Source organism: Naasia lichenicola, assembly GCF_004801885.1.
GTDB classification, from domain to species: Bacteria; Actinomycetota; Actinomycetes; order Actinomycetales; family Microbacteriaceae; genus Naasia; species Naasia lichenicola.
The window spans coordinates 180,780-204,479 of the sequence record NZ_SSSM01000005.1 but is presented as its reverse complement, the minus strand read 5'-3'; the positions used below and the strand labels follow the sequence as shown (position 1 = coordinate 204,479).

20 protein-coding genes are annotated in these 23,700 nt (G+C 69.0%); 17 read left to right on the top strand and 3 right to left on the bottom strand.

Annotated elements, in window-relative coordinates; all coding sequences use genetic code 11:
* The first annotated feature begins 79 nt into the window (after nt 1-79).
* The 6 genes from E6C64_RS11860 to E6C64_RS11835 all read left to right on the top strand — a co-directional run bounded on the left by E6C64_RS11860 (nt 80) and on the right by E6C64_RS11835 (nt 9,520).
* On the top strand, nt 80-1,606 hold the full coding sequence (locus E6C64_RS11860) for an ABC transporter substrate-binding protein (RefSeq protein WP_158437849.1): 1,527 nt from the start codon (nt 80-82) through the stop codon (nt 1,604-1,606).
* Between the two features lie 135 nt (nt 1,607-1,741).
* Entirely contained in the window at nt 1,742-2,683 is a 942-nt protein-coding gene (locus tag E6C64_RS11855; RefSeq protein ID WP_136427727.1) for an ABC transporter permease, read from the top strand.
* Entirely contained in the window at nt 2,680-4,524 is a 1,845-nt protein-coding gene (locus E6C64_RS11850) for a dipeptide/oligopeptide/nickel ABC transporter permease/ATP-binding protein (protein ID WP_136427726.1), read from the top strand. The genes E6C64_RS11855 and E6C64_RS11850 overlap by 4 nt, the downstream gene beginning before the upstream one ends.
* Nucleotides 4,521-5,408, top strand: a complete 888-nt coding sequence (locus E6C64_RS11845; RefSeq protein WP_136427725.1) for an ATP-binding cassette domain-containing protein — start codon at nt 4,521-4,523, stop codon at nt 5,406-5,408. Before E6C64_RS11850 ends, E6C64_RS11845 begins: the two co-directional genes overlap by 4 nt.
* 126 nt (nt 5,409-5,534) lie before the next feature.
* Nucleotides 5,535-8,021 carry a glycoside hydrolase family 3 protein gene (locus tag E6C64_RS11840; RefSeq protein WP_136427724.1) on the top strand — a complete coding sequence of 829 codons (2,487 nt, stop codon included), beginning with the start codon at nt 5,535-5,537 and terminating at the stop codon, nt 8,019-8,021.
* The gene (locus tag E6C64_RS11835; RefSeq protein WP_136427723.1) at nt 8,018-9,520 is read left to right on the top strand and encodes a glycoside hydrolase family 43 protein; all 1,503 of its coding nucleotides are present in this window, start codon (nt 8,018-8,020) and stop codon (nt 9,518-9,520) included. The genes E6C64_RS11840 and E6C64_RS11835 overlap by 4 nt, the downstream gene beginning before the upstream one ends.
* Before the next feature lie 291 nt (nt 9,521-9,811).
* Here E6C64_RS11835 and E6C64_RS11830 read toward each other — a convergent pair whose 3' ends face one another.
* Complete coding sequence (locus tag E6C64_RS11830) at nt 9,812-10,429, bottom strand: TetR family transcriptional regulator (protein ID WP_199241029.1); 618 nt, start codon at nt 10,427-10,429, stop codon at nt 9,812-9,814.
* A 294-nt stretch (nt 10,430-10,723) separates the two neighbouring features.
* On the opposite strand from E6C64_RS11830, the gene E6C64_RS11825 reads away from it, so the two are divergent.
* From E6C64_RS11825 to E6C64_RS11790, 8 genes are all read left to right on the top strand, one after another.
* Nucleotides 10,724-11,608: a transketolase gene (locus tag E6C64_RS11825; protein ID WP_136427722.1), complete on the top strand. Its 885-nt coding sequence runs from the start codon at nt 10,724-10,726 to the stop codon at nt 11,606-11,608.
* Nucleotides 11,605-12,570, top strand: a complete 966-nt coding sequence (locus E6C64_RS11820) for a transketolase family protein (protein ID WP_136427721.1) — start codon at nt 11,605-11,607, stop codon at nt 12,568-12,570. Before E6C64_RS11825 ends, E6C64_RS11820 begins: the two co-directional genes overlap by 4 nt.
* A complete protein-coding gene (locus E6C64_RS11815; protein WP_158437848.1) occupies nt 12,563-14,140 on the top strand; it encodes an FGGY family carbohydrate kinase in 1,578 nt (525 codons plus the stop codon). The genes E6C64_RS11820 and E6C64_RS11815 overlap by 8 nt, the downstream gene beginning before the upstream one ends.
* Nucleotides 14,137-15,153 (top strand): sugar phosphate isomerase/epimerase family protein, encoded by a 1,017-nt coding sequence (locus tag E6C64_RS11810; protein WP_136427719.1) that lies wholly within the window; start codon nt 14,137-14,139, stop codon nt 15,151-15,153. The genes E6C64_RS11815 and E6C64_RS11810 overlap by 4 nt, the downstream gene beginning before the upstream one ends.
* A gap of 100 nt (nt 15,154-15,253) precedes the next feature.
* Nucleotides 15,254-16,240 (top strand): sugar-binding transcriptional regulator, encoded by a 987-nt coding sequence (locus E6C64_RS11805; protein ID WP_233255603.1) that lies wholly within the window; start codon nt 15,254-15,256, stop codon nt 16,238-16,240.
* 336 nt (nt 16,241-16,576) lie between these two features.
* Nucleotides 16,577-18,322: a circularly permuted type 2 ATP-grasp protein gene (locus E6C64_RS11800; RefSeq protein WP_136427718.1), complete on the top strand. Its 1,746-nt coding sequence runs from the start codon at nt 16,577-16,579 to the stop codon at nt 18,320-18,322.
* On the top strand, nt 18,316-19,242 hold the full coding sequence (locus E6C64_RS11795; protein ID WP_136427717.1) for an alpha-E domain-containing protein: 927 nt from the start codon (nt 18,316-18,318) through the stop codon (nt 19,240-19,242). Before E6C64_RS11800 ends, E6C64_RS11795 begins: the two co-directional genes overlap by 7 nt.
* Before the next feature lie 7 nt (nt 19,243-19,249).
* Nucleotides 19,250-20,098, top strand: a complete 849-nt coding sequence (locus E6C64_RS11790; RefSeq protein WP_136427716.1) for a transglutaminase family protein — start codon at nt 19,250-19,252, stop codon at nt 20,096-20,098.
* On the opposite strand, the gene E6C64_RS11785 is transcribed toward E6C64_RS11790, so the two are convergent.
* Nucleotides 20,095-20,649, bottom strand: a complete 555-nt coding sequence (locus tag E6C64_RS11785; protein ID WP_199241028.1) for a TetR/AcrR family transcriptional regulator — start codon at nt 20,647-20,649, stop codon at nt 20,095-20,097. The two genes, E6C64_RS11790 and E6C64_RS11785, sit on opposite strands and share 4 nt — an antisense overlap.
* Before the next feature lie 73 nt (nt 20,650-20,722).
* On the opposite strand from E6C64_RS11785, the gene E6C64_RS11780 reads away from it, so the two are divergent.
* From E6C64_RS11780 to lplAB, 3 genes are read left to right on the top strand one after another with little or no spacing between them, the layout of a single operon-like run.
* On the top strand, nt 20,723-21,160 hold the full coding sequence (locus E6C64_RS11780) for a tautomerase family protein (protein ID WP_136427715.1): 438 nt from the start codon (nt 20,723-20,725) through the stop codon (nt 21,158-21,160).
* 29 nt (nt 21,161-21,189) lie between these two features.
* Nucleotides 21,190-22,089 (top strand): alpha/beta hydrolase, encoded by a 900-nt coding sequence (locus tag E6C64_RS11775; RefSeq protein WP_136427714.1) that lies wholly within the window; start codon nt 21,190-21,192, stop codon nt 22,087-22,089.
* A gap of 2 nt (nt 22,090-22,091) precedes the next feature.
* A complete protein-coding gene (gene lplAB, locus E6C64_RS11770) occupies nt 22,092-23,141 on the top strand; it encodes a lipoate-protein ligase LplAB (RefSeq protein ID WP_136427713.1) in 1,050 nt (349 codons plus the stop codon).
* Between the two features lie 20 nt (nt 23,142-23,161).
* Here lplAB and E6C64_RS11765 read toward each other — a convergent pair whose 3' ends face one another.
* Entirely contained in the window at nt 23,162-23,656 is a 495-nt protein-coding gene (locus E6C64_RS11765; RefSeq protein ID WP_233255602.1) for a MarR family winged helix-turn-helix transcriptional regulator, read from the bottom strand.
* Nucleotides 23,657-23,700 lie beyond the last annotated feature (44 nt).

Below are 23,700 nucleotides of genomic sequence, written 5' to 3'. Positions count from 1 at the left end.
TGCACCCATTAGGGTTTGCGTATAGCGTTCCTCGCAGGCGGCCCGACGGAGGGTCCCACACAGCGAAATGAGGACGAAGATGTTCAAGCGGAAGGCGGCGGTCGCCATAGCGGCCGTCATCGCCACGGGCCTGGCCCTGGCCGGCTGCAGCGGCAGCGGCGCGGACTCCGGCTCGGCCGGCAGCACACTCACCTGGGGCGTCATCGCCCAGGCCACCACGTTCCAGGCGGAGAACGCCAACTGGGCCAACGAGTCCCCGTACATCCAGGCGGTCTACGACACCCTGCTCAAGGCGGACCCCGACGGCACCATCCAGCCCGACGTCGCCACCAAGTGGGAGTACAACGAGGACAACACCGTCCTGACGCTCACCCTCCGCGATGACGTCAAATTCACCAACGGCGACACCCTCACCGCTGACGACGTGGTGGCGAGCCTCATCGCCTTCCGCGATGGCGCGTCCCCCAACAAGTCGAACCTCGTCAACCTGGCCGACGCCAAGGCCGTCGACGCGACCACGGTCGAGCTGACCCTGTCGGCCGTCGACCCCGCGCTGCTCAACTACCTCACCCAGAACAGCGGTGTGGTGGCTCCCGCCTCATCCGTCGGCGACGCCGCCACGGCGACCGCCCCGATCGGCTCCGGTCCGTTCATCCTGAACACCACGGACACCGTGGTCGGCAGCAGCTACGTCTTCGACAAGAACGAGGACTACTGGAATCCGGACGACCAGCACTACGACAAGCTGATCCTGGCCTACTACGCCGACCCGACCTCGCTGCTCAACGCAGTGCAGGGCGGACAGGTCAACGTGACCAACATCATCGACGCGAGCACCGTCCCCCAGATGGAGAGCTCGGGATTCACCGCCAACAAGTTCGAGCTGAACTGGTGGGGCTTCCTGCTCAGCGACCGCGACGGCGCCATCGCCCCGCAGCTCGCCGACGTCCGCGTCCGCCAGGCCATCAACTACGCGCTCGACAAGGACGCGCTGGTGAAGACCATCGGCAACGGCTACGGCACCCCGACGTCGCAGATCTTCCCGACGTTCTCGCCGAGCTACGACGCGTCGCTCGACGACTACTACACCTTCGACCTCGACAAGGCGAAGGAGCTCATGACCGAGGCCGGCTACCCGGACGGCTTCGAGATCTCGATGATGCGCACCAGTGCCGTCCCCGAGTCGCACTGGACGCTCTACGCCCAGCAGCTCGCCCAGATCGGCATCACCGTCAACTACACCGAGGTGCAGCCCGCCGACTTCATCACCACGATGCTGCAGGGCACGTACCCGATGTACTGGTTCACCCTCCAGCAGGACCCGACGGACTGGCAGCTCACGCAGTTCCAGGTCTCGCAGGCCTCCACCTGGAACGTGCTGCACCAGAGCACCCCTGAGGTCGAGGCATTCATCTCGACGATCCAGACGGGCACCGAGGACGAGGCGGCCGAGGCGGGCAAGGAGCTGAACCGCTACCTGGTCGAGAACGCCTGGTTCGCGCCGATGTACCGCCCGACGTCGATCTTCATGAGCGACGCCAACACGGTGGTCAAGACGCAGGTCGGCAACGCCGTCCCGTACCTCTGGAACGTCGAGCCGAAGTAGCACCGGCACCACCCAGCAGCACCCGCATCACGCAGTACCGCATCATCGGCAGCGCTCGCGCTGCACCAGGTGCCGGGTCGGACGAACCCGGCCCGGCACCTCCCCCACCCCCAGCTCCCGTTCGAAGGACCGATGATGCTCCGCTTCATACTCCGCCGCCTTCTCGCCGGCGTGATCCTGCTCCTCGTGGTCTCGAGCGTCGCCTACCTGCTCCTCTACCTGGGCGCCGGAGACATCGGCCGGCAGATCCTGGGCGTCACCGCCACGCAGGAGGCCGTGGACGCCAAGAACACCGCGCTCGGGCTCGATCAGCCGCTGATCCCCCGCTTCCTCGGCTGGCTCGGCGCCGCCTTCACGGGCAACTTCGGCACCTCGTGGTTCACCAGTCAGCCGGTGGTCGCCGCGATCACCTCGCGACTCGCGGTCACGCTCTCCCTCGTCATCGGCACGACCATCATCACCGCGGTCGTCGGCACGGCGCTCGGCGTGTGGGCGGCCCGCAAGCGCGGAGCCGCCGACCGCCTCGTCCAGATCGTGTCGGTCCTCGGATTCGCCATCCCCGGCTTCCTCATCGCGATCTTCCTGGTCAACGTCTTCGCCCTCAACCTCAAGCTCTTCAAGCCCACCGGCTTCGTGCAGCTGTCCGTCTCGTTCCCCGGCTGGCTGAGCACGGTGACGCTGCCGATCATCGCGCTGTCGATCGGCGCCATCGCCTCGATCGCAGCCCAGGTCCGCGGCTCGGTCATCGACACCATGCGCCAGGACTGGGTGCGGACGCTGCGCAGCCGAGGCCTCTCCGAGAACCGGGTGCTCTACCGTCACGTGCTCCGCAATGCGGGCGGACCGGCGCTCGCCGTGCTCGCGGTGCAGTTCGTCGGACTCCTCGGCGGCGCGATCATCGTCGAGCAGATCTTCGCCATCCCGGGCCTCGGCCCGATCGCCACCAACTCGACGGCTCAGGGCGACATCCCCCTGGTGATGGGACTCGTCGTGGTCACGGCGGCCATCGTCGTGGTCGTCAACATCGTCATCGAAATCCTGCACGGCTTCCTGAACCCCAAGGCGCGTATCTCATGAGCGAGTCAGCGATGACCTCGAACCCGCCCGTCGCCGCAGAGGTACGCGCGGCCCGCTCGCACCTCGCCCGACGGATGCTGAAGAACCCCACCGGCCTCGCCGCGATCATCGTGCTCGCGCTGATCATCCTGCTCGCGATCCTCGCCGATGTCCTGGCCCCCATGGATCCGTCCGTCGCCAACATCAACGACGTGCTGGCGCCGCCGAGTGCGCTGCATCCCCTCGGTGGAGACAGCGCCGGGCGGGACGTGCTGTCCCGACTGCTGTTCGCCACGCGGTTCAGCATCGCCGGCGCGCTCTGGGCAGTCCTGATCGCCGCAGTCATCGGCGTGACCAGCGGCCTGATCGCCGGCTACTACCAGAAGTGGTTCGAGACCGTCTCGGTCTGGATCATCAGCGTCATCCAGGCCCTGCCCGGCATCGTGGTGCTGCTCGCCGCCCGCGCCGTCGTCGGGCCGTCGCTCTGGCTGATCATGGCCGTCTTCGGCCTCATCCTGTCGCCCGCCTTCTACCGACTCACCTACACGGCCGTCGTCGGAGTGCGCAACGAGCTCTTCGTCGACGCGGCCCGGGTCGCCGGCGTGGGGGACGTGAGCATCATCGGACGGCACATCCTCTCCGTGGTCCGCGCTCCGATCATCATCCAGGCGGCGCTGCTCGCCGGCATCGGCATCGCCGTCCAGGCGGGCCTCGACTTCCTCGGCCTGGGCGACGCGAAGCTGGTGACCTGGGGCCAGATGCTCTCGGACGCCTTCTCCCGGATGTACCAGGCGCCCACCCTGCTCATCTGGCCTTCACTCGCGATGGCGCTCACCTCCGTGGCCCTCGTGCTGTTCGGCAACGCGCTGCGGGACGAGCTGGAGCGAGCGGCGGGCAAGCCCAAGCGCCGCCGCCGCGGTGTGGCCGCCGTCGCGCCGAAGGTGGCGACCGAGAAGCCCGTCACGCACGCCGAAGCGCAGGGAGACGCTCGCTCGACCCTCCTCGAGGTGAAGGACCTGGTGGTCGGCTACGACCAGCCCGACGGCTCGCTCAAGCAGGTGGTCAACGGGGTCTCCCTCATGGTCCGCAAGGGCGAGGTGCACGGCCTGATCGGCGAGTCCGGATCGGGCAAGACGCAGACAGCCTGGAGCATCCTGCGGCTCCTGCCGGCCGGTGGGCGCATCGTCGCCGGGTCCGTCGTGTTCGACGGCAAGGACCTTGCCGGCCTCAGCGAACGGGACATGGTGAAGCTTCGCGGACGCCGGATCTCCTACATCCCGCAGGAGCCGATGAGCAACCTCGATCCGTCGTTCACGATCGGCAGCCAGCTGGTCGAGCCGATGGTGGTCACGCTGGGAATCAGCAAGGCCGAGGCGAAGCAGCGGGCGCTCGACCTGCTCGGCCGGGTCGGGCTCCCGGATCCGCAGAAGACCTTCAGCTCCTACCCGCACGAGGTGTCCGGCGGGCAGGCGCAGCGCGTGCTGATCGCCGGAGCTGTCTCCTGCGAGGCCGACCTGATCATCGCCGACGAGCCGACGACAGCGCTCGACGTCACGGTCCAGGCGGAGATCCTCGAGCTCCTCCGCGACCTGCAGAACGATCTCGGAGTCAGCATCCTGATCGTCACGCACAACTTCGGCGTCGTCGCCGACCTGTGCGACCGCGTCTCGGTCATGCAGAACGGCCTCATCGTGGAGACCGGTCCTGCGCGGGCGATCTTCGCGGACCCGCAGCACCCCTACACGAAGGCGCTGTTCGAGGCGATCCTCGAGGACGGCGCCGCTCGAGGCCCGCTCGCCCACTCTGCCGACCGAAACACCGTCACCGTCCGCAGCACCGTCACCGAGAAGAGCGCACGATGACCGAGTCGACATCCGCATCCCGCGCCGGAGAGCCGCTGCTCGTCATCGACGACCTCGTCGTCGAGTATCCGGCGAAGGGCTTCCGCAAGCAGCCGTTCCGCGCCCTCAAGGGCGTCTCGATCGACATCAAGGCGGGGGAGTGCGTCGGCCTGGTCGGCGAGTCCGGCTCCGGCAAGACGACCCTCGGCCGCGCCGTGCTCGGGCTCGCCCCGGTGACCGGGGGCAGCGTGCGGTTCAAGGGCCAGGAGATCGGCCATCTCTCGCGCAAGGCCCGTCGGGCTCTGTCGGATGAGATCCAGGTCGTGTTCCAGGACCCGTACTCGTCGCTGAACCCCTCTCTCACCATCGAGCAGACCCTCGCCGAGCCGCTGCGCGTGAAGAAGATGTCCGCTGCGGACTCCTCGAAGCGGGTCCGCAAGCTCCTCGATCAGGTCGGGCTGCCATCGGATGCCGCCGACCGGCTTCCTCGCGAGTTCTCCGGCGGACAGCGCCAGCGCATCGCGATCGCCCGCGCGCTCGCCCTCTCGCCCGAGCTGATCGTCTGCGACGAGCCGGTGTCCGCCCTCGACCTGTCCACCCAGGCGCGAGTGCTGGATCTGTTCAAGGACATCCAGGAGGAGACCGGCGTCGCGTACCTCTTCGTGTCGCACGACCTGGCGGTCGTGCGCCACCTGTCGCACCGCGTTGCCGTGATGTACCACGGCGAGATCGTCGAGTACGGGGACGGCGACAAGGTCACCTCAGACCCCGACCACCCCTACACGCAGCGCCTGCTGCTCGCCGCCCCGGTGCCGGACCCGATCCGCCAGGAGCAGCGCCGCGCCGATCGACGTCGCCTTCTGGAGAGCCAGCGCGAGATGGAGCTCCAGGCCGGCGCCGTCTGACGGCCACCCTGCGGGCCTCATTCACCGCATCGCGCCTCAGCGACCGCGTCGCGTGCACGCACCACCTGCAGCCCCACTCCGCTACTGCACCACCTTTCCCGCACCCACTCCCGAGGAGACTCTTCGATGACCGACACCAGCCGCGACGCGAGCATCCAGCACGATTCCGCCGCGACCGACCCCCGTCTCACGGACGCGCTCGCCGCGCTGACGCTCGAAGAGAAGGTGCTCCTGCTCACCGGTCACGACTTCTGGACGACCTGGCCGATCGAGAAGATCGGCCTGCGTCGGATGGTCGTCTCCGACGGGCCCTCCGGTGTCCGCGGGGAGATCTGGGATGAGCGCTCGCCCTCCCTCAACCTGCCGTCCGCCTCGGCCCTCTCCTCGTCGTGGGACACCGACATCGCCCGCCGTTACGGGGCCGCCGCTGCGGTGGAGGCTCGGCGCAAGGGCGTCGACGTCGTGCTCGGCCCGACCATCAACCTGCACCGCTCGCCGCTCGGCGGCCGCCACTTCGAGGCGTTCAGCGAAGACCCGATCCTGACGGCCGACCTGGCCGCGGCCTACGTGACCGGCCTCCAGGACAACGGGGTCGGCGCGACCCCCAAGCACTACATCGCGAACGACTCCGAGACCGATCGCTTCACCGTGGACGTCAAGGTCGACGAGCGTCCGCTGCGCGAGCTCTATCTGCTCGCGTTCGAGAAGGCCGTCGTCGAGGCTCGCGCCTGGCTGGTGATGAGCTCGTACAACTCGATCAACGGCGTGACCGCCACCGAGAACGACCTTCTCGAGACCCCGCTCAACTCGGAGTGGGGCTTCGACGGCGTCGTGATCAGCGACTGGACCGCGGTCCGCAGCCTCGCTTCGGCCGAGGCGTCGCAGGACCTCGTCTTCCCCGGCCCCGATGGGCCGTGGGGTGAGGCGCTCGTCGCCGCCGTCCGCGAGGGGCGGATCGACGAGTCGGTCGTCGACCGCAAGGTGCTGCGCGTGCTGCACCTGGCGCTGCGCGTCGGCGCCCTCGGCTCCGACGGCCCTGGCGCGCTGGTGCACGTCGAGGACGGCATCGCCTTCGCCCGTGAGGCCGCCGCGGAGGGCTCCGTGCTGCTGCGGAACGCCGGCGAGCTGCCCTGGACGGGCTCATCACTCGGCTCCGTCGCGGTCATCGGCAACAACGCCGCGTTCGCCCGCACCCAGGGTGGCGGAAGCGCGACCGTCCTGCCCGAGCACACCGTCTCGCCGCTCGACGGGCTCCGGGCCGCGCTGCCCGACTCCGACATCAGCTACTCGCTCGGCGCGGTCGTGCACGACGGACTCGTCGGGATCCCGCTCGATCAGATGCGTCACCCCGAGAACGGCGAGCCGGGCGCCCGTGTGCGGTTCTTCGACGGTTCCGGCGCCGTGATCTTCGACGAGCACCGCCTCGCCACCGAGCTGATCTGGTTCGGCGGCTCCGCTCCGCTCCGCCAGGCGGCCGAGATCGAGCTGACCCTCACCCTGGTGCCCGCCGAGACGGAACGAGTCAACCTGGGCTTCGCCGCCACCGGCCACGGACGCATCTGGGTCGACGGCGAGCTGATCGTCGACGAGGATGTGGTCCCGGAGGGCACAGACCTCGGCGCCGCCTTCCTCGCCCCCGCGACCGTCTCGTCGCCTGTCGACCTGATCGCCGGCGAGCCGAGGGAGGTCCGCTTCCTCTACACGGCTGTCGAACGCGATGACGCACTCGCGAACGCACTCGCGCTGTCGGTCGGCACCCAGCCCGCCGACGTCGACGCCGAGCGGCTCATCGCCAAGGCCGTCGAGGCAGCGAAGTCCGCCGACGTCGCGCTCGTCGTCGTCGGCACCAACGCCAAGGTCGAGTCGGAGGGCTTCGACCGCACGACCCTTGCGCTGCCGGGACGCCAGGACGATCTGGTCCGTGCGGTGGCCGCGGTCAACCCGCGCACGGTCGTCGTGGTCAATGCCGGCTCTCCCGTGCTACTGCCCTGGAGCGACGATGTCGCCGCCGTCCTGGTGGGCTACTTCGGCGGACAGGAGTTCGGTCACGCCATCGCCGATGTGCTGCTCGGCATCTCTGAGCCGGGTGGGCGTCTGCCCACCACCTGGCCGGCCGCCGACGCCGACGTGCCCGTGCTCGACGTGACCCCGACGGATGGCGAGCTCGTCTACTCCGAGGGCATCCACATCGGCTACAAGGCCTGGCTCAGGCAGGATGCCGCACCGGCGTTCTGGTTCGGCCACGGCCTCGGCTACAGCCAGGTGTCGGTCACCGGCTTCGAAGCCCCCGATCGGCTCGCTGAGGGCGGCTCCGTCGACGTGCGAGTCACGGTGCAGAACACCGGCGAACGGCGCAGCAAGCAGGTGGTGCAGGTCTACGCGGAGCGCGCCGACTCCGCCATCGACCGACCCGCCCGCTGGCTGGTCGGCTTCGCCTCCGTGCGGGTCGACGCCGGCGCGACCGAGACGGTGACCATCCCGGTGCCCGCACGCCTGTTCGCGAACTGGGCGGACGGCTGGCAGTACGAGGCGGGGGAGTTCACCCTGTCCGTCGGCACCTCCGTCGTCGAGACCCCGCTCTCCGCCACCCTCACCCTGGAGGTGTCCGCATGAAGCTCGTCAATCCGCTGGTGGCCGGCTTCAACCCCGACCCCAGCATCGTCCTCGTCGATGGGGTCTATTACCTCTCGACGTCGACCTTCGAGTACGTTCCCGGCCTGCCGATCTACCGTTCGACCGACCTCGAGAGCTTCGAGCTGATCGGCCACGTCATCACCCGACCCGAGCAGGGCGGCCTCGAGGACGTGCCGACCGGGCTCGGCGTCTGGGCGCCGACCATCCGGCACCGCGACGGCGTCTTCTACCTGATCATCACCATCGCGGCCACCCGGGGCTGCGTGCTGTTCACCGCCACCGACCCCGCGGGGCCCTGGAGCGACGGCATCGAGCTCGCCGGCATCGAGGGGATAGATCCCGACCTGGCCTGGGACGAGGAGGGAGTCGCTCTCGTCACCTATTCGGGCCTGATCACCTCGGGCCCCGACGTCGGAACGCACCTCGGCATCCGTCAGGTCGCGGTCGATCTGGAGACGGGCGAGAACCTCGAGGAGCCGCGGAGCATCTGGTCCGGAGTCGGCGGCCAGTTCCCCGAGGCGCCGCACCTCTACCACCGCGGCGAGTGGTGGTATCTGATGATCGCCGAGGGCGGCACCGAGCGCGGCCACGGAGAGAGCATGGCTCGGTCGGAGAATGCGCGGGGCCCGTTCGTGGCCGGCCCGGCAAATCCGTTCATCTCCGCTCGGAGCACCCAGCGGCCGATCCAGAACACCGGCCATGGCGATCTCGTCGAGACGCCGGACGGCGGAACCGCGATGGTGCTCCTCGGCGTCCGCCCGCGCGGCGGCACCCGGGCGTTCTCTGCTCTCGGCCGTGAGACCTTCATCACGTCGGTGACCTGGGAGGACGGCTGGCCCGTGGCCGAGCCGGTGCAGCTCGCTCCCCGCGAGGCCGTCTCCTACGAGGTCGACTTCGCCGAGCCGCTCGACGGTGGCTGGATCGCCGTTCGCCGCACTCCCGCCGCGATCACCGACCTCGAGTCGGTCCCCGGCAGCCTCACCCTGGCCGGCGAGGGCCGCGACCTTGAAGACGCTCATCCCACGTTCCTCGGTCGTCGCCAGGAGCACCAGACCGCGTCGTTCGCCTCGACCGTCACCCTCGCCGAGGGATCATCCGGTGGGCTCGCCGTCCGGTACGACGAGCAGGCCGTCTACAGCCTGCTCGCCTCGCGGACCGACGGCAGAACGACCATCACCGCCCGAGCCTGGATCCCGACCCTTCAGCAGAGCTGGAGCATCGAGACCGCATCGGAGGCGGTCGAGCTGAAGATCGCATCGGTGCCCGGCGGGGCCGGATTCTCCGCCGACGCGATGACGAGCGATTTCGTGGAACTGATCGCCGTGCTCGACGGCGAGGAGCGCACCCTCGCCCGCGTGGACGGACGCTCGCTGTCGGCCGAGACGGCCGCCTCGTTCACCGGTCGGGTCATCGGCCTGTTCGCGGTCACCGGCTCGGTCAGCTTCGACGGCTTCCGCTACACCGCCTCCAACGACTGACCCGGGCGAGCATCTGGCGGTCGAGGGGCGTGTTACCGCCGGATCGAGGCCTTTCCCGTCCCGAGGGCCTCGATACGGCCGTGAACGGCCTACTCGACCAACGAACAGGGCTGGCGTGGCCGCTCGCAGGCCGAGGGCCTCGATACGGCCGTGAACGGCCTACTCGACCAACGAACAGGGCAGGCGCGGCCGCTCGCGGGGCCGCAGGCCCCCGCGCGAAGCGCGCGGGTCTGGCGCGCGCACCTGAGGCCGCCTTCGGCCGATAGGGGCGCTTGCGCCCGTCAGCTCAGCTCAGAGCGGCTCGGTCATGAGCGAGTCGAAGTAGGCCTTCAGTTGCTCCGCCATGTCGAGGGAGTCGCGATCCAGCAGCCACTGGATCTGCAGGCCGTCCCACAGGGCGATCGCCCGCTGCGCTGCAGATTTCGGGTCGACGCCGGGAAGCAGCTCGCCCCGCGACTGCAGATCCTCGAGCGAATCAGTGACCAGCGCGGTGGTGCGGTGGTAGCGGTCCTTGAAGTACTCGTGTGCGGGGTGATCGGCGGCTGTGGATTCCGCAGCGAGGTTCGTGAAGAGCTCGACCACGCCGGGGATGGTGGCGTTGTACGCCGCCAAGCCGACGAGGTTGGTGAGGCGCTCGCGCCCCGTCGACTCGAAGAAGTTGAACATCTCGGTGGAGTGGTCGTCGCGGTGCTCGAGCACGGCGGCGAGCAGGGCGCTCTTGCTCGGGAAGTGGTGCAGCAGCCCCGCCTCGCTCATCCCCACGCGTTCGGCCACGTTGCGCAGCGATCCGCTGCGATAGCCGGACTGGGCGAACACTTCGAGGGCGGCATCGAGGATGGTGCGACGGGTCTGGACGGTCTTCGCGTACGGTCCGCGGCGGCCGGACGACTCGACATCGCTGATGACCACGTGCACCTCCTCGTATCGGGCGGATCAGTGCTGTGGCGCTCGGCAGAACGCTCAGCGGATCCCTATTTATAGTACCCACTCGGAATTCGCGGGAACAGCGGGGGATGAGACGAGTTCGTGAACATTCCGGCGATGCGAGCGGTGCCATTGCAGCCCGCCCCGGCCTTCCTTGACTTCATGAGCACGTGGTGCGATGCTCGACTTGCACATAAATCCAGTAGTGAATGGATATGCACACCGAACGAACCAACCGAGTGTGCGGAGTTCACTGCTCCGACGAAGCGGCAGACACGCATGGCACTACTCCACGCCGACCCCGATCGGGCGAGCGCCTACCTCGCGCTCAGATCCGAGCTCGACTCCGGCACCGCGGAACGGCGAGACGCCGTGCTCGCCGACCGCGCCCGCGAGACCCGGCGCGCGATCGTCCGCACCATCGGCGAAGCCGGTCAGGGGCACATCGGCGGTGACCTGTCGGTCACCGACATCCTCACCACCCTCTTCACCGCGGTGCTGAAGCTCGACCCCACCAATCCGGGATGGGCCGGCCGCGACCGCTTCGTGCTCAGCAAGGGGCACTGCGCCGTCGCGCTCTACTCGACGCTCGCGCACTGCGGCTTCTTCTCCGCCGACGAGCTGCCCACCTTCATGAAGCCTCTCTCCGCCCTCAATGGCCACCCGAATCGCAACAAGGTCCCCGGCGTCGAGACCAACACCGGGCCGCTCGGCCACGGCCTGCCCGTCGCCGTCGGCGCCGCGATCGCCGCCCGGCTCACGAAATCGGCCACCCGCGTGTTCGTCGTCCTCGGCGACGGCGAGATGCAGGAGGGCAGCAACTGGGAGGCGATGATGTCCGCCGCGCACTACGGCCTCGACAACCTGACGATCATCGTCGACCGCAACCGTCTGCAGCAGGGCGCTCGCACCGAGGACACGAACGGACTCGATCCGCTCGACGAGAAGCTCGAGGCGTTCGGGCTGGAGGTGCGGATGATCGACGGCCACGACTACGAAGCACTCTTCGCCGCATTCGCTCCCTCCACGACGGGCCGGCCCGTGGCCGTGATCGCCAATACCATCAAGGGCAAGGGCGTCTCATTCATCGAGGACCGCGTCGAATGGCACCACAAGGTGCCGTCCGCCGAGCAGGTCGAGATCGCACTGAAGGAACTCGCATGAGCACTGAAGCGCCCGCAGCACCCGGCACGTACGACAACCGCGTCGCCTTCGCCGAAGAGCTCATCGCCCTCGCCCGCGTGGACGAGCGGATCGTGGCCGTCTGCAACGACTCGGTCGGCTCGAGCAATCTCACCGCCTTCCGCGACGAGTTCCCGGACCGCCTGATCAACGTCGGCATCGCCGAGCAGAACATGGTCGGCGTCGGCGCGGGGCTCGCCAACGCCGGGCTCATCCCCTTCGTCTGCGCCGCCTCGCCATTCCTCACCGGACGCTCGCTCGAGCAGGTCAAGGCCGACGTCGCCTACAGCCAGCACAACGTGATCCTCTGCGGGATGTCACCGGGGATGGCATACGGGGAGCTCGGCCCCACGCATCACTCGGTCGAAGATCTCTCCTGGCTGCGCGCGCTGCCCGGCCTGGATATCGCGATGCCGGCGGATCGCCTGCAGACCCGGCAGGCGATTCGCGCCCTGGTCGCCGAACCACGCCCGACGTTCCTGCGGATCGGCCGTCACAAGGTGCCCGATGTCACGGGCGAGACCACCCCATGGACCCGCGGCGTCTTCCCCGTCCTCCGGGAGGGCACGGACGTCACTCTGATCGGCACCGGCACTCTCGTCTCGCGTGCGCTCGCCGCCGCCGATGCCCTTGCACTCGACGGCATCTCGGCACGCGTGCTCAACGCCTCATGGATCGCGCCGATCGACACCGCGGCGATCGTGGCCGCCGCCCGCGAGACCTCCGCGATCGTGGTCGCCGAGGAGGCCAATCTCGCCGGCGGACTGGGAGCCGCGGTGGCGAGCATCGTCAGCCAGCTCGAGCAGGGCGCCCGTCCGCCCGTCCGGCTGATGGGGCTGACCGAGTTCGCCCCCACTGGGAGCACCGATTTCCTGCTCGACTACTTCGGCCTCACCGCCGACGAGTTCGCGCGGCATGCCCGCGAAGCGCTGGCTCATGGCTGAGTCCTCGGTCGACGAGATCACGGCGGGCGGCTCCTTCGGGACATCGCCGGTCGTGGTCGCCGTCGACCAGGGCACCAGCTCCACGAAGACCCTCGTCCTCGATGTGCACGGTTCGATCGTCGGCAGCCTGTCCGTGCCGCTCGGCCAGCAGCATCCGGCGGCCGGCTGGGTGGAGCAGGACGCGAACGAGATCCTCGACGGCGTCCGCGCGGGCCTCGGGCACGCGCGAGAGCTGTTCGGCGAGCGGATCGCCGCCATCGGCATCAGCAATCAGCGGGAGTCCGCCCTCGCCTGGGATCCCGCGACGGGACGCCCGGTCGGACCGATGCTCGGCTGGCAGGATCGCCGCACCGCCGACCGCGCCCGTGCGCTCGCCGACCACTCGGCGCGCGTCCGACGGATCACCGGCCTGCCGCTCGATCCGATGTTCTCCGCGCTGAAGTTCGGCTGGCTGCTCGACGAGGTCGATCCGGACCGCTCGCGAAGCGGCGCGGGCGAGATCCTGCTCGGCACCGTCGACAGCTGGATCGTCTGGTCGCTCACCGGTGAGCACAGGATCGAGGTCGGCAACGCGAGCCGCACCCAGCTCCTCGACATCGAGACGGGCGGCTGGAGCGCCGAGCTCCTCGATCTCTTCGGCATCCCCGCTGCGTCTCTGCCGCGAGTGGCGATGAGCGACGAGCCGACCGCTGCGATCGACGGTCTCGACGTGCCGATCACCGCCGTGCTCGGCGATTCGCATGCGGCCCTGTACGGGCACGGTGCGCGGGATGCCGGCGCCGTCAAGGTCACCTACGGCACCGGCTCCTCGATCATGGGACTGGAGTCGCCGGACGCCAGAGCGACGGCGTCCGGACTCGTCCGCACCATCGCCTGGGGAACCGATGGCGAGATCCGACGGGCCTTCGAGGGCAACATCCTCTCCACCGGCGCGACCCTCGTCTGGCTGTCCGAGCTGCTCGACATGACACCTGGCGACCTCGTCGAGCTGGCCGCCGGCTCGCCCGATGCAGCGATCGACCTGGTCCCCGCCTTCGCCGGACTGGGCGCCCCATGGTGGGACGAGAGCGCGGTCGCGGTCCTCTCCGGCTTCGACCTCGGCACCCCGCGCGCGGCGCTCGCCCGTGCCGCCGTCGAGTCCATCCCGCTCCAGATCGAAGACGTCCTCACCTCGGCAGACGGCTCGGGCTCTCGGGTCGACACGATCCTCGCCGACGGCGGCCCGACCTCGAACGACTGGCTCGTGCAGCTGCAGGCCGACCTCAGTCAGCGCACGGTCGTCCGCTCCGACGTCGCCGAGCTCTCCGCGCTCGGCGCCGCGCATCTCGCGGGCGTCAGGGCCGGCGTCTGGACGGCCGAGGCGGTGGCAGCGCTGCCGCGGGCGTCGACCACATTCGTCCCGCAGCTCGACGCCGACGCCGCTCGCGACCGCCGCGCGCGCTGGCTCGCCGCCGTCGGGCGCGCCCGCAACCAGCCGGCCCTGTCTACCCCCGTCCCATCCACTCGACCCGCCCTCGTCACCAGCCAGCCCGCACTGCTGCGAGCCAGCACCAACCGGAGGAACACATGACCGATTCTCAGAGCACGCCGTCCGACACCAACCCGTCCGGCCAGCGCTACGGCGCGGGCATCTGGCACTTCGCCACCTACGTCGACCGCTACGCGACCGACGGATACGGCGATCCGCGCACCATCATCGACGCGATCGACATCGCCGGCACCGTCACGGACCTCTCGGTCGTCGACCTCAACTGGCCCTTCTTCGGCGGCGACTTCAGCAACGAGCAGGTGAAGGAGGCGCTCGACCGCAACAACCTCGGCGTCATCGGCATCACCCCCGAGATGTACACGCGGACATTCGCCAAGGGCGCCTTCACGAACCCCGACCCGGGGATCCGGGAGGAGGCGCACCAGCTGATCACCCGAGCCGCCGACGTCGTGCGCTACTTCGGCGCCGACTACGTCAAGCTCTGGCCGGGCCAGGACGGCTGGGACTACCCGTTCCAGGTCGACCACGGAGCGCTCTGGAAGAACTCCCTCGACGGCGTCGGTCGTCTCGCCAGCGAGAACCCCGACCTCAAGTTCGTCATCGAGTACAAGCCCCGCGAGCCTCGCGTGCACATGAGCTTCGACTCCGTCTCGCGCACGCTGCTGGGCATCGAGAAGATCGGCCTGCCCAACGTCGGGATCCTGCTGGACTTCGGCCACGCCCTCTTCGGCGGAGAGTCGCCCGCCGACTCGGCGCAGCTGGCGATCGACTACGGCCGCCTGTTCGGCATGGACGTCAACGACAACCTGCGCAACTGGGACGACGACATGGTCGCCGGAACCGTGCACCCGATCGAGCTGTTCGAGTTCTTCTACACGCTGAAGAAGAACCACTGGGAGGGCGTCTGGCAGCTCGACCAGTTCCCGTTCCGCGAAGACAGCGTCAAGGCCGCCGACTCCGCGATCGAGTTCCTCAAGGCCGTCCAGCGCGGCCTCGACAAGCTCGACATCCCGGCCCTCGTCGAGGCGCAGGAGAAGCACGACGCGATCGGCGCCATGAGCCTGGTGCAGAAGGCCCTCTTCAGCTCCTACTGAGGCTCATCCGGTGGCTGAGCCGCGCCGTCACGCGACAGGATCAGCCACCGGATCCTCGCGTGGACCGAGTATCTATGCCTCGGATGGATAAGAATGCGGTGTGCTGAATGAGCCCTCCGCAGTCGCGAGTCGCCTGAGTCCCGACCGGATGTCGCTGCTCGTCAAGATCGCCCGGATGTACCACGAGCAGGGAGTGCGCCAGCCCGAGATCGCCGACCGGCTGCACATCTCGCAGTCGCGCGTGTCCCGCTTCCTCAAGGAGGCGGTGGCGCTCGGCATCGTGCGCACCGTCGTGGTTCCGCCTCCGGGCGTGCATCCCGACGTCGAGGATTCCGTGCGCGACGGCTACGGACTGTCCGACGTGGTGATCGCCCACACCTCCGACACAGACGAGACGTCCCTGCTCTCCGCGCTCGGCTCGGCGGGGGCCGCCTACCTCGAGACCACGCTGACCGGCTCGGAGCGGATCGGGCTCTCCTCGTGGTCGGCCACCCTCATCGCCACCGTCGACGCGATGACACCGCGCAACGCACGCACCGCGGCTCAGGTCATCCAGCTGCTCGGCGGCGTGGGGGATCCGCGCGTGCAGGTACAGGCCAACCGCCTCGCCGATCGGCTCGCGGTCGTGACCGGAGCCGATCCCGTCTTCTTCCCGGCCCCCGGCTTCGTGCGCACCCAGGCGGCGCGCGACGCGATCCTCGACGACCCGTCCATCCAGGCGATCACCGAGCAGTGGTCCGAGCTGTCGATGGTGCTGGTCGGCATCGGCAGCATGCAGCCATCCACCCTGCTTCGCGACTCGGGCAACGCCGTGCCACCCGACATGCTCGAGGAGCTGCGCGGGGGCGGGGCCGTCGGCGACGTCTGCCTGCGCTTCTTCGACGCCGACGGCGCGACCGTCTCGTCCGATCTCAACGACCGGGTGCTCGGGATCAGCGTCGAGCAGCTCAAGGCGGTGCCGCGACGGGTCGGGATCGCCGGCGGACCGCGCAAGTACGAGGCCATCCGCGCCGCCCTCCGCGGCGGCTGGGTCGACGTCCTGATCACCGACCTGGCGACCGCGGAGCATCTGGCGGCGGATCTGTAGGAGCTCGTGGCTGAGTTGCGTAGGCGCTGAACGCGGCCTCGATACGGGCGCGGGGCGCCCTACTTGACCAACGAGGGATGGCTGAGCGGGTTCACCGGCCGGGAAGCTACTCGACCACAGACGTTGGTCGAGTAGCGCCGTCTACGGCGCGTATCGAGGCCGCGTTCACCGCCTATGAATCGCGACCACCAAATGGTTCGGTCATCGAGGCTCTGAACGCGGCCTCGATACGCCCGGCGTGAACGCCGGCCTACTCGACCAACGGGGGTTTCGGAGGGCTGCGCTCCGCGCAGGCCTCCGAAACCTCCCCGCAACACGGCTGAGTAGGCTCACATCATGGGAGACCTGTTCGACGGCTACGCCAGCCTCAAGGCGGCGCGCACGTACGAACCGAAGCGTCCGGCGTGGGACGAGATGTTCGACATGCCGCCCGGCAAGGGTGCTCCGGTCAGTGCTCGCGAGTCGTACAGCCAGATCCACGGCGCCCTCGCCAAGATGACTCAGGCCGAGCTGCGTGGTCGCACCGACGCCCTCGCGTCGAGCTATCTCGCCCAGGGCGTGACCTTCGACTTCGCGGGGGAGGAGCGACCGTTCCCGCTCGATGCCGTGCCGCGGGTGATCGACCACAAGGAGTGGGTCGACGTCGAGGCCGGCATCAAGCAGCGGGTTCGAGCGCTCGAGGCGTTCCTCGCCGATGTCTACGGCCCGCAGCGCGCCGTCTTCGACGGGATCATCCCGGCATCGCTGATCACCTCGTCCTCCAACTACCACCGCGAGGCGGCGGGCATCACCTCCGCCAACGGCGTCCGCGTGCACGTCTCGGGCATCGACCTGATCCGCGACGAGGCCGGTGCCTGGCGGGTGCTCGAGGACAACGTCCGCGTGCCCAGCGGCGTCAGCTACGTCATCTCCAACCGACGCGTCATGGCGCAGACGCTGCCCGAGCTCTTCGTCTCGATGCGTGTCCGACCGGTGGGCGACTATCCGAACCGCCTGCTCCAGTCGCTGCGCGCGAGCGCCCCGGTGGGCGTCGAAGACCCCAACGTCGTCGTGCTCACCCCGGGCGTCTACAACTCCGCTTACTTCGAGCACACCCTGCTCGCCCGCCTGATGGGCGTCGAGCTCGTCGAGGGACGCGACCTGTTCTGCTCCGGCGGCCGGGTATGGATGCGCACCACCGCCGGCCCCACACGGGTCGACGTCATCTACCGACGGGTCGATGACGAGTTCCTCGACCCGCTGCAGTTCCGCGCCGACTCCATGCTCGGCTCTCCGGGCCTCATGCTGGCGGCCCGCCTCGGCAACGTCACCATCGCCAACGCGGTGGGCAACGGGGTCGCGGACGACAAGCTGATCTACACGTACATGCCCGACCTCATCAAGTACTACCTGGACGAGGACGCCATCCTGCCGAACGTCGACACCTGGCGGCTGGAGGATCCGGGAGCGCTCGAGGAGGTGCTCGACCGGCTCGACGAACTCGTGGTGAAGCCGGTGGACAGCTCCGGCGGCAAGGGACTCGTCGTCGGCCCGGCCGCCTCGAAGCTCGAGCTCGACGAGCTGCGCCAGCGCCTGATCAAGGATCCGCGCGGCTGGATCGCGCAGCCGGTCGTGCAGCTCTCGACCATCCCGACCCTCGTCGAGGACGGTATGCGTCCACGTCACGCCGACCTCCGTCCCTTCGCGGTCAACGACGGCAAGGACGTCTGGGTGCTGCCCGGCGGACTCACCCGCGTGGCACTCCCCGAGGGTCAGCTCGTCGTCAACTCCAGCCAGGGCGGCGGCTCCAAGGACACCTGGGTCGTCGGCCACGAGCCCGTCTACGCGAGTTCGGGCGGCGCCCGCAGCGTGCAGAATCTCGTGGCCGGCCAGGCGGCGAACACGCAGTCCATCTCGATCATCCGCGAGCACGCGCCCGATCACTCACCTCTCGACCGTCCGCGGGACCGCGGCGAGCAGCAGGAGCAGCAGCAGCAGCAGCAGCAGGCGCATGCATATGCCGCGGATGGCATGGAGTCGGACGAGGGCGTCTCCAACGCCGACGCATCTGAGAACGCAGACGGCGGGGTCGAAGAATGCTGAGCCGCATCGCCGAGAGCCTGTTCTGGATCGGCCGCTACATCGAGAGGAGCGATGGAACCGCTCGAATCCTCGATGTGCACCTGCAGCTTCTGCTCGAGGATCCGTGGATCGAGGAGGACGTGGCCTGCCGCTCGCTCCTCTCCGTCATGGGCAGCTCGGTGGAGGACGACCGCACCCTCACCCGTCAGGACGTGCTGGCCATCCTCGCCGTGGATCGCACGCATCCCGCGTCGATCGCCTACTCGCTCGGCGCTGCCCGGGAGAACGCCCGCCGGGCGCGCGAGATCGTCTCGACGGAGCTGTGGGAGTGCCTCAACACGACCCGCGCCCGGATGCCCCGCCGCGTCTCGAGCGAGAAGGTCAGCGAGTTCTTCTCCTGGATCCGCGAGCGTGCCGCGCTCGCCGTCGGCATCATCGAATCGGCGACCAGCCGCGATGAGGCATGGCTGTTCTTCACGCTCGGCCGCAGCATCGAACGCGCCGACATGACGGCCCGCCTGCTCGCCACCCGCTCTCTCACCGAGGCGAGTGGCCCCAGCTGGACCACGATCCTCCGCTCGTGCGGCGCCTACGAGGCCTACCTCCGCACCTACCGCGGGGTGCCGTCGGCCAGGAACGCGGCCGAGTTCCTGCTGCTGGACCGGCTGTTCCCGCGCTCGGTGCTCTTCTCGGTGTCCCGCGCGGAGGAGTGCCTCCGCGAGCTCGAGCCGCGCAGCGAGCGCGTCGGCGTCGCGGATCAGGCCCAGCGACTGCTCGGCCAGATCCGCAGCCAGCTCGAGTACCGGCCGATCCAGGAGATCCTGGACGATCTCACTGCGCAGATGGACGACGTGCAGGATGTGACTTCGGCGGCGTCGGAGGCAATCCGTCAGAGATACTTCCCGACGAACGCGGCGCCCAGCTGGACGGGGGAGAGTTGAGCACGCGATGACCAAACGACTGCGCATCAAACACGAGACCGGCTACCACTACAAGGGCGAGGTCAGCGCCAGCTACAACGAGGCGCGGATGCTGCCGTCGAGCTCGGACGGTCAGTTCGTGCTGCACTCGCACCTCGAGATCCTTCCGATCTCCTCCCAGCACGGCTACGTCGACTACTGGGGGACCAGGGTCAGCTCGTTCGAGATCCTCACTCCGCACAGCGAGCTGTCGCTGCGCGCCACGAGCCTCGTCGAGGTGAGGGACCGCGAGCACGGCGACCACACCGTCGGCTGGGACGAGCTGCCCGAGGCCATCGCCCGCCAGGTCGCGTGCGTCGAGCAGACCCGACAGACCCGGCTGACCGAGCCGTCGGACGAGGTGATCGAGCTCGCCCGGAGGATCGCGGACGACGCCTACGGCCCGTGCGACGCGGCGCAGAAGATCAGCCAGGCGATCGGCGACGCCGTGGAGTACATGCACGGCGTGACAGGCGTGCACTCCACCGCCAAGGAGGCGTGGGCCGAGCGCAAGGGCGTCTGCCAGGACATCACCCACATCGCGATCGGCGCCATCCGTTCGGTCGGCATCCCCGCCCGGTACGTGTCGGGCTACCTGCACCCCAAGCCCGACGCCGCCATCGGCGAGACGGTCACCGGAGAGTCGCACGCCTGGGTGGAGTGGTTCTGCGGCGAGTGGCGCGGCTGGGATCCCACCAACCTCATCGAGATCGGCGACCGGCATGTGCTCGTCGGCCGGGGCCGCGACTACAACGACGTCGCCCCGCTTCGAGGCGTCTACGCCGGACCCTTCCGCAGCGAGCTCTTCGTCAAGGTGGAGATCACCCGCGAGTCCTAGAAGGCGGACGCCATCTGCCGCAGCTCGCCGTGGACCGTGTCCAGGGGCGCCGTGCTCCGCTGCGCTCGGGACAGGACGACGGCGCCCTCACTGGCCGCGATCAGCAGGGTGGCGAAGGACGCTGCCCGGCCGGACGGCACGCCGGCGGTTTGGAGCAGTGCGATCAGGCGCTCCGACCAGCTGCGGAAGACGCCTCCCGCGGTGGAGAGCAGCTCGGATGAGTCGCTCGACACGGTGACCGCGAGCACCGAGCAGCCGGCGGTGAATCCCGAGCGCTCGAGCACGGCGTGCCACATCCCGATGAAGGCGTCGACGACTTCCTCTGCGGAGGATCCTTCGAGGGAGTCGAGGAGCGCGACAGCCCTGCTGCCGGCCAGCTCGAGAGCCGCCGCGATCAGCTGGTCCTTGCCGTCGGGGAAGTGGTGGTAGATCGAGCCCCGCGGGGCCTTCGAGCGGTCGAGCACGGTGCTGAACGAGGTGCCCTGATATCCGTGCTGGGCGAGCAGCACGACGGCGCTCTCCACCATCCTGTCCCGAGCCGACGCGTCCACATCCCCATTGTCGAGGGAACTCCTGTTCCCGACAGTCGTTGCGCGCGAGTATGACGATCGTCATAATGGGGCGATGCCCATGATCGACGTCTACGCCCCGACCGACTCCTTCCCGGATCACCACCGCCTCGCGAAGGATCTCGCCGCGGCTCTGATGCGCATCGAGCAGGTACCCGATATCCCGATGTTCCGCGAGAACACGGTCGCCTTCATCCATGAGCTGTCCGCCTCCTCCCTCTCCAGCGTCGACGGCGGAACGGGCATCCGGGTTCAGGTGCTCACCAATGCAGGTGCGCTCGATCGCGACAAGCAGCTCGCGGTGGTCGCCGATCTCACGGCGATCGTCGCGGCGGCCGCGACGGACGACAAGCTCACCGAGCACGTCTGGGTGCTCCTCACCGAGGCCGCGCCCGGCGGGTGGGGTCTGTGGGGGCGCGCCCACAGCAACGAGGAGCTGGTCGGAGCCGCCCGCGCGCAGATCGCCCAGCTGCAGGCCGGCTCACCCGCCTGACCCATCCGTGAAGGTGGAAGACTCGGAGCATGCCCGAGTACACCGACGCGCACGGCGTCGTCATCACCTACTACGAGTGGCTGGTCGACGAGCCCACCGCGATCATCCAGATCGCGCACGGCGTCGGTGAGCACGCGGGTCGCTACCGACTGCTCGCGCACGACCTCAATGCAGCCGGATTCTCGGTGATCGCCGACGACCACCGCGGCCACGGCGCGACCGGGATGACCCAACATGGCGGAGAGAAGACGCTGCTGGGCAAGCTCGGGGTCGGCGGCCTCCGCGCGACGACGGACGCGGTGCACCAGCTCAGCGGCATCATCCGCGCCGCTCACCCGGATGCACCCCTGGTGCTGCTCGGCCACAGCTGGGGGTCGCTGATGGCGCAGATCATCCTGAACTCGCATTCGGAGGACTATGCGGCCGTCGTCCTCACCGGAACGGCGTACCGCTGGCCCGGATCGATGGCCGCCGGCGATCTCAACAAGCACCACAAGCACCTCGGCACCACGGGCGCCGAATGGCTCAGCCGGGACACCGCCATCTCGGAGGGGTTCTACAACGATCCGCTCAACTTCAGTGCCGATGTCGCCAAGCTGTTCGGGATCGCGGATGGATTGCGGCTGTTCGGGCGGCCGGCGAAGAATCTGCTGCACGACCTGCCGCTGCTGATCCAGATCGGCAGCGAGGATCCGCTCGGCGGCGAGAGAAGCATCCGCAAGCTGGCGCAGAGCTACGTCACCCGCGGTGCGCTGACCGACGTGTCCGCGATCGTGTACCCGGGCGCCCGACACGAGGTGTTCAACGAGACCAACCGCGACGAGGTCATCGCCGACCTGGTGTTCTGGCTGAACTCCCGACTGCGCGCCAAGACCGGCCGGACAACCGCGACGACCCCCGCCACGACCCCCGCCACGACGGAGAGCTGAGCATGCACGGCGAATACAAGGTCCCGGGCGGCAAGCTCGTCGTCGTCGACCTCGATGAGGAGGGCGGCCGGATCGCGAACTTCCGGCTGGCCGGCGACTTCTTCCTGGAGCCGGACTCCGCACTCAACGCCATCGATGCGGCCGTCAACGGCCTGCGGGTCGACCTCGACGCGGCCGGGCTCGCCATGGAGATACGCAAGGCGCTGCCCGACGACGCCGTGCTGCTCGGCTTCTCGCCGGAGGCCGTCGCGACCGCAATCCGGCGCTCGATCGGCAACGCGAAGAGCTGGCGCGACTACGACTGGCAGCTCGTGCACGACGCCGCCGAGTCTCCGGCCATGCACCTGGCCCTCGATGAGGTCCTCACCGAGGAGGTCGGGGCAGGGCGTCGTCCGCCGACCCTGCGGATCTGGGAGTGGGATCGATCGGCCGTCGTGATCGGCAGCTTCCAGTCGCTGCGGAACGAAGTGGATCTCGAGAACGCCGCGAAGTACGGCTTCGAGGTCGTGCGGCGGATCAGCGGCGGCGGCGCGATGTTCATGGAGGCCGGCTCGGTCGTCACCTACTCGCTCTACGCGCCCGGCGACCTGGTGCGCGGGATGTCCTTCGCGGAGTCCTACGCCTACCTCGACGAGTGGGTCATCACCGCGCTGAAGTCGCTCGGCATCGACGCGTTCTACCAGCCGCTCAACGACATCACCTCGCCGAAGGGCAAGATCGGGGGTGCCGCTCAGAAGCGCCTCGGCGGCGGAGCCGTGCTGCACCACGTCACCATGAGCTACGACATGGACGGCCAGAAGATGGTGCAGGTGCTGCGCATCGGCCGCGAGAAGCTCAGTGACAAGGGCACGACGAGTGCCGCCAAGCGCGTCGACCCTCTCCGCAGCCAGACCGGTCTGACCCGTGCGGCGATCATCGACCGGATGACCTCCACCTTCACCGCTCTGTACGGAGCGACCCCGGGCACGGTGACCCCAGCCGAGCGCGAACGATCCGAGGCGCTCGTCGCCAGCAAATTCAGCTCCCCGGAGTGGCTCGCCCGCGTCCCCTGAGCCACCGACGGTCGAAAGCGTCAGTCGGCGTCGCGGATGTGTCGGGCGAAGCGATCGCTGGGGTCGAGGGCGCGATTGAGCGTGGTGCCGATCTTCGCGAGCGCGGCGAGCTCGTCGCGGTCGAGTCGGTCGATCACCAAGCGGCGCACGTGATCGATGTGCCCGCCGGTGGCGCGGATGACGATTCGGCGTCCGTCGTCCGAGAGCTGCACATTCGTCGCGCGTCTATCCGTCGGGCAGGGGAGCTTGCGGACGAGTCCGCGCTGCTCGAGCCGGGTGACGACGTGCGAGAGGCGGGGGAGCGTCGAGTTGGTGCTCGCGGCGAGATCCTTCGACTGGACCGTCTGCTCGGGCGCGAAGCGCAGGGTGGACAGGACCTGGAACTCGAAGTGGGTGAGCTGCGCGTCCGTCTGCAGTTGCGCATCCAGCGATGGAGGCAGCAGTTCGGTCAGCCCCACCAGGCTCAACCACGCGGCGGACTCGAGCTCGTCCATCCGAGGGACCTGATGCGCCATCCGTCCAGCCTAACTTAGTTGCAGCGACAACCAAGTCGAGCCGC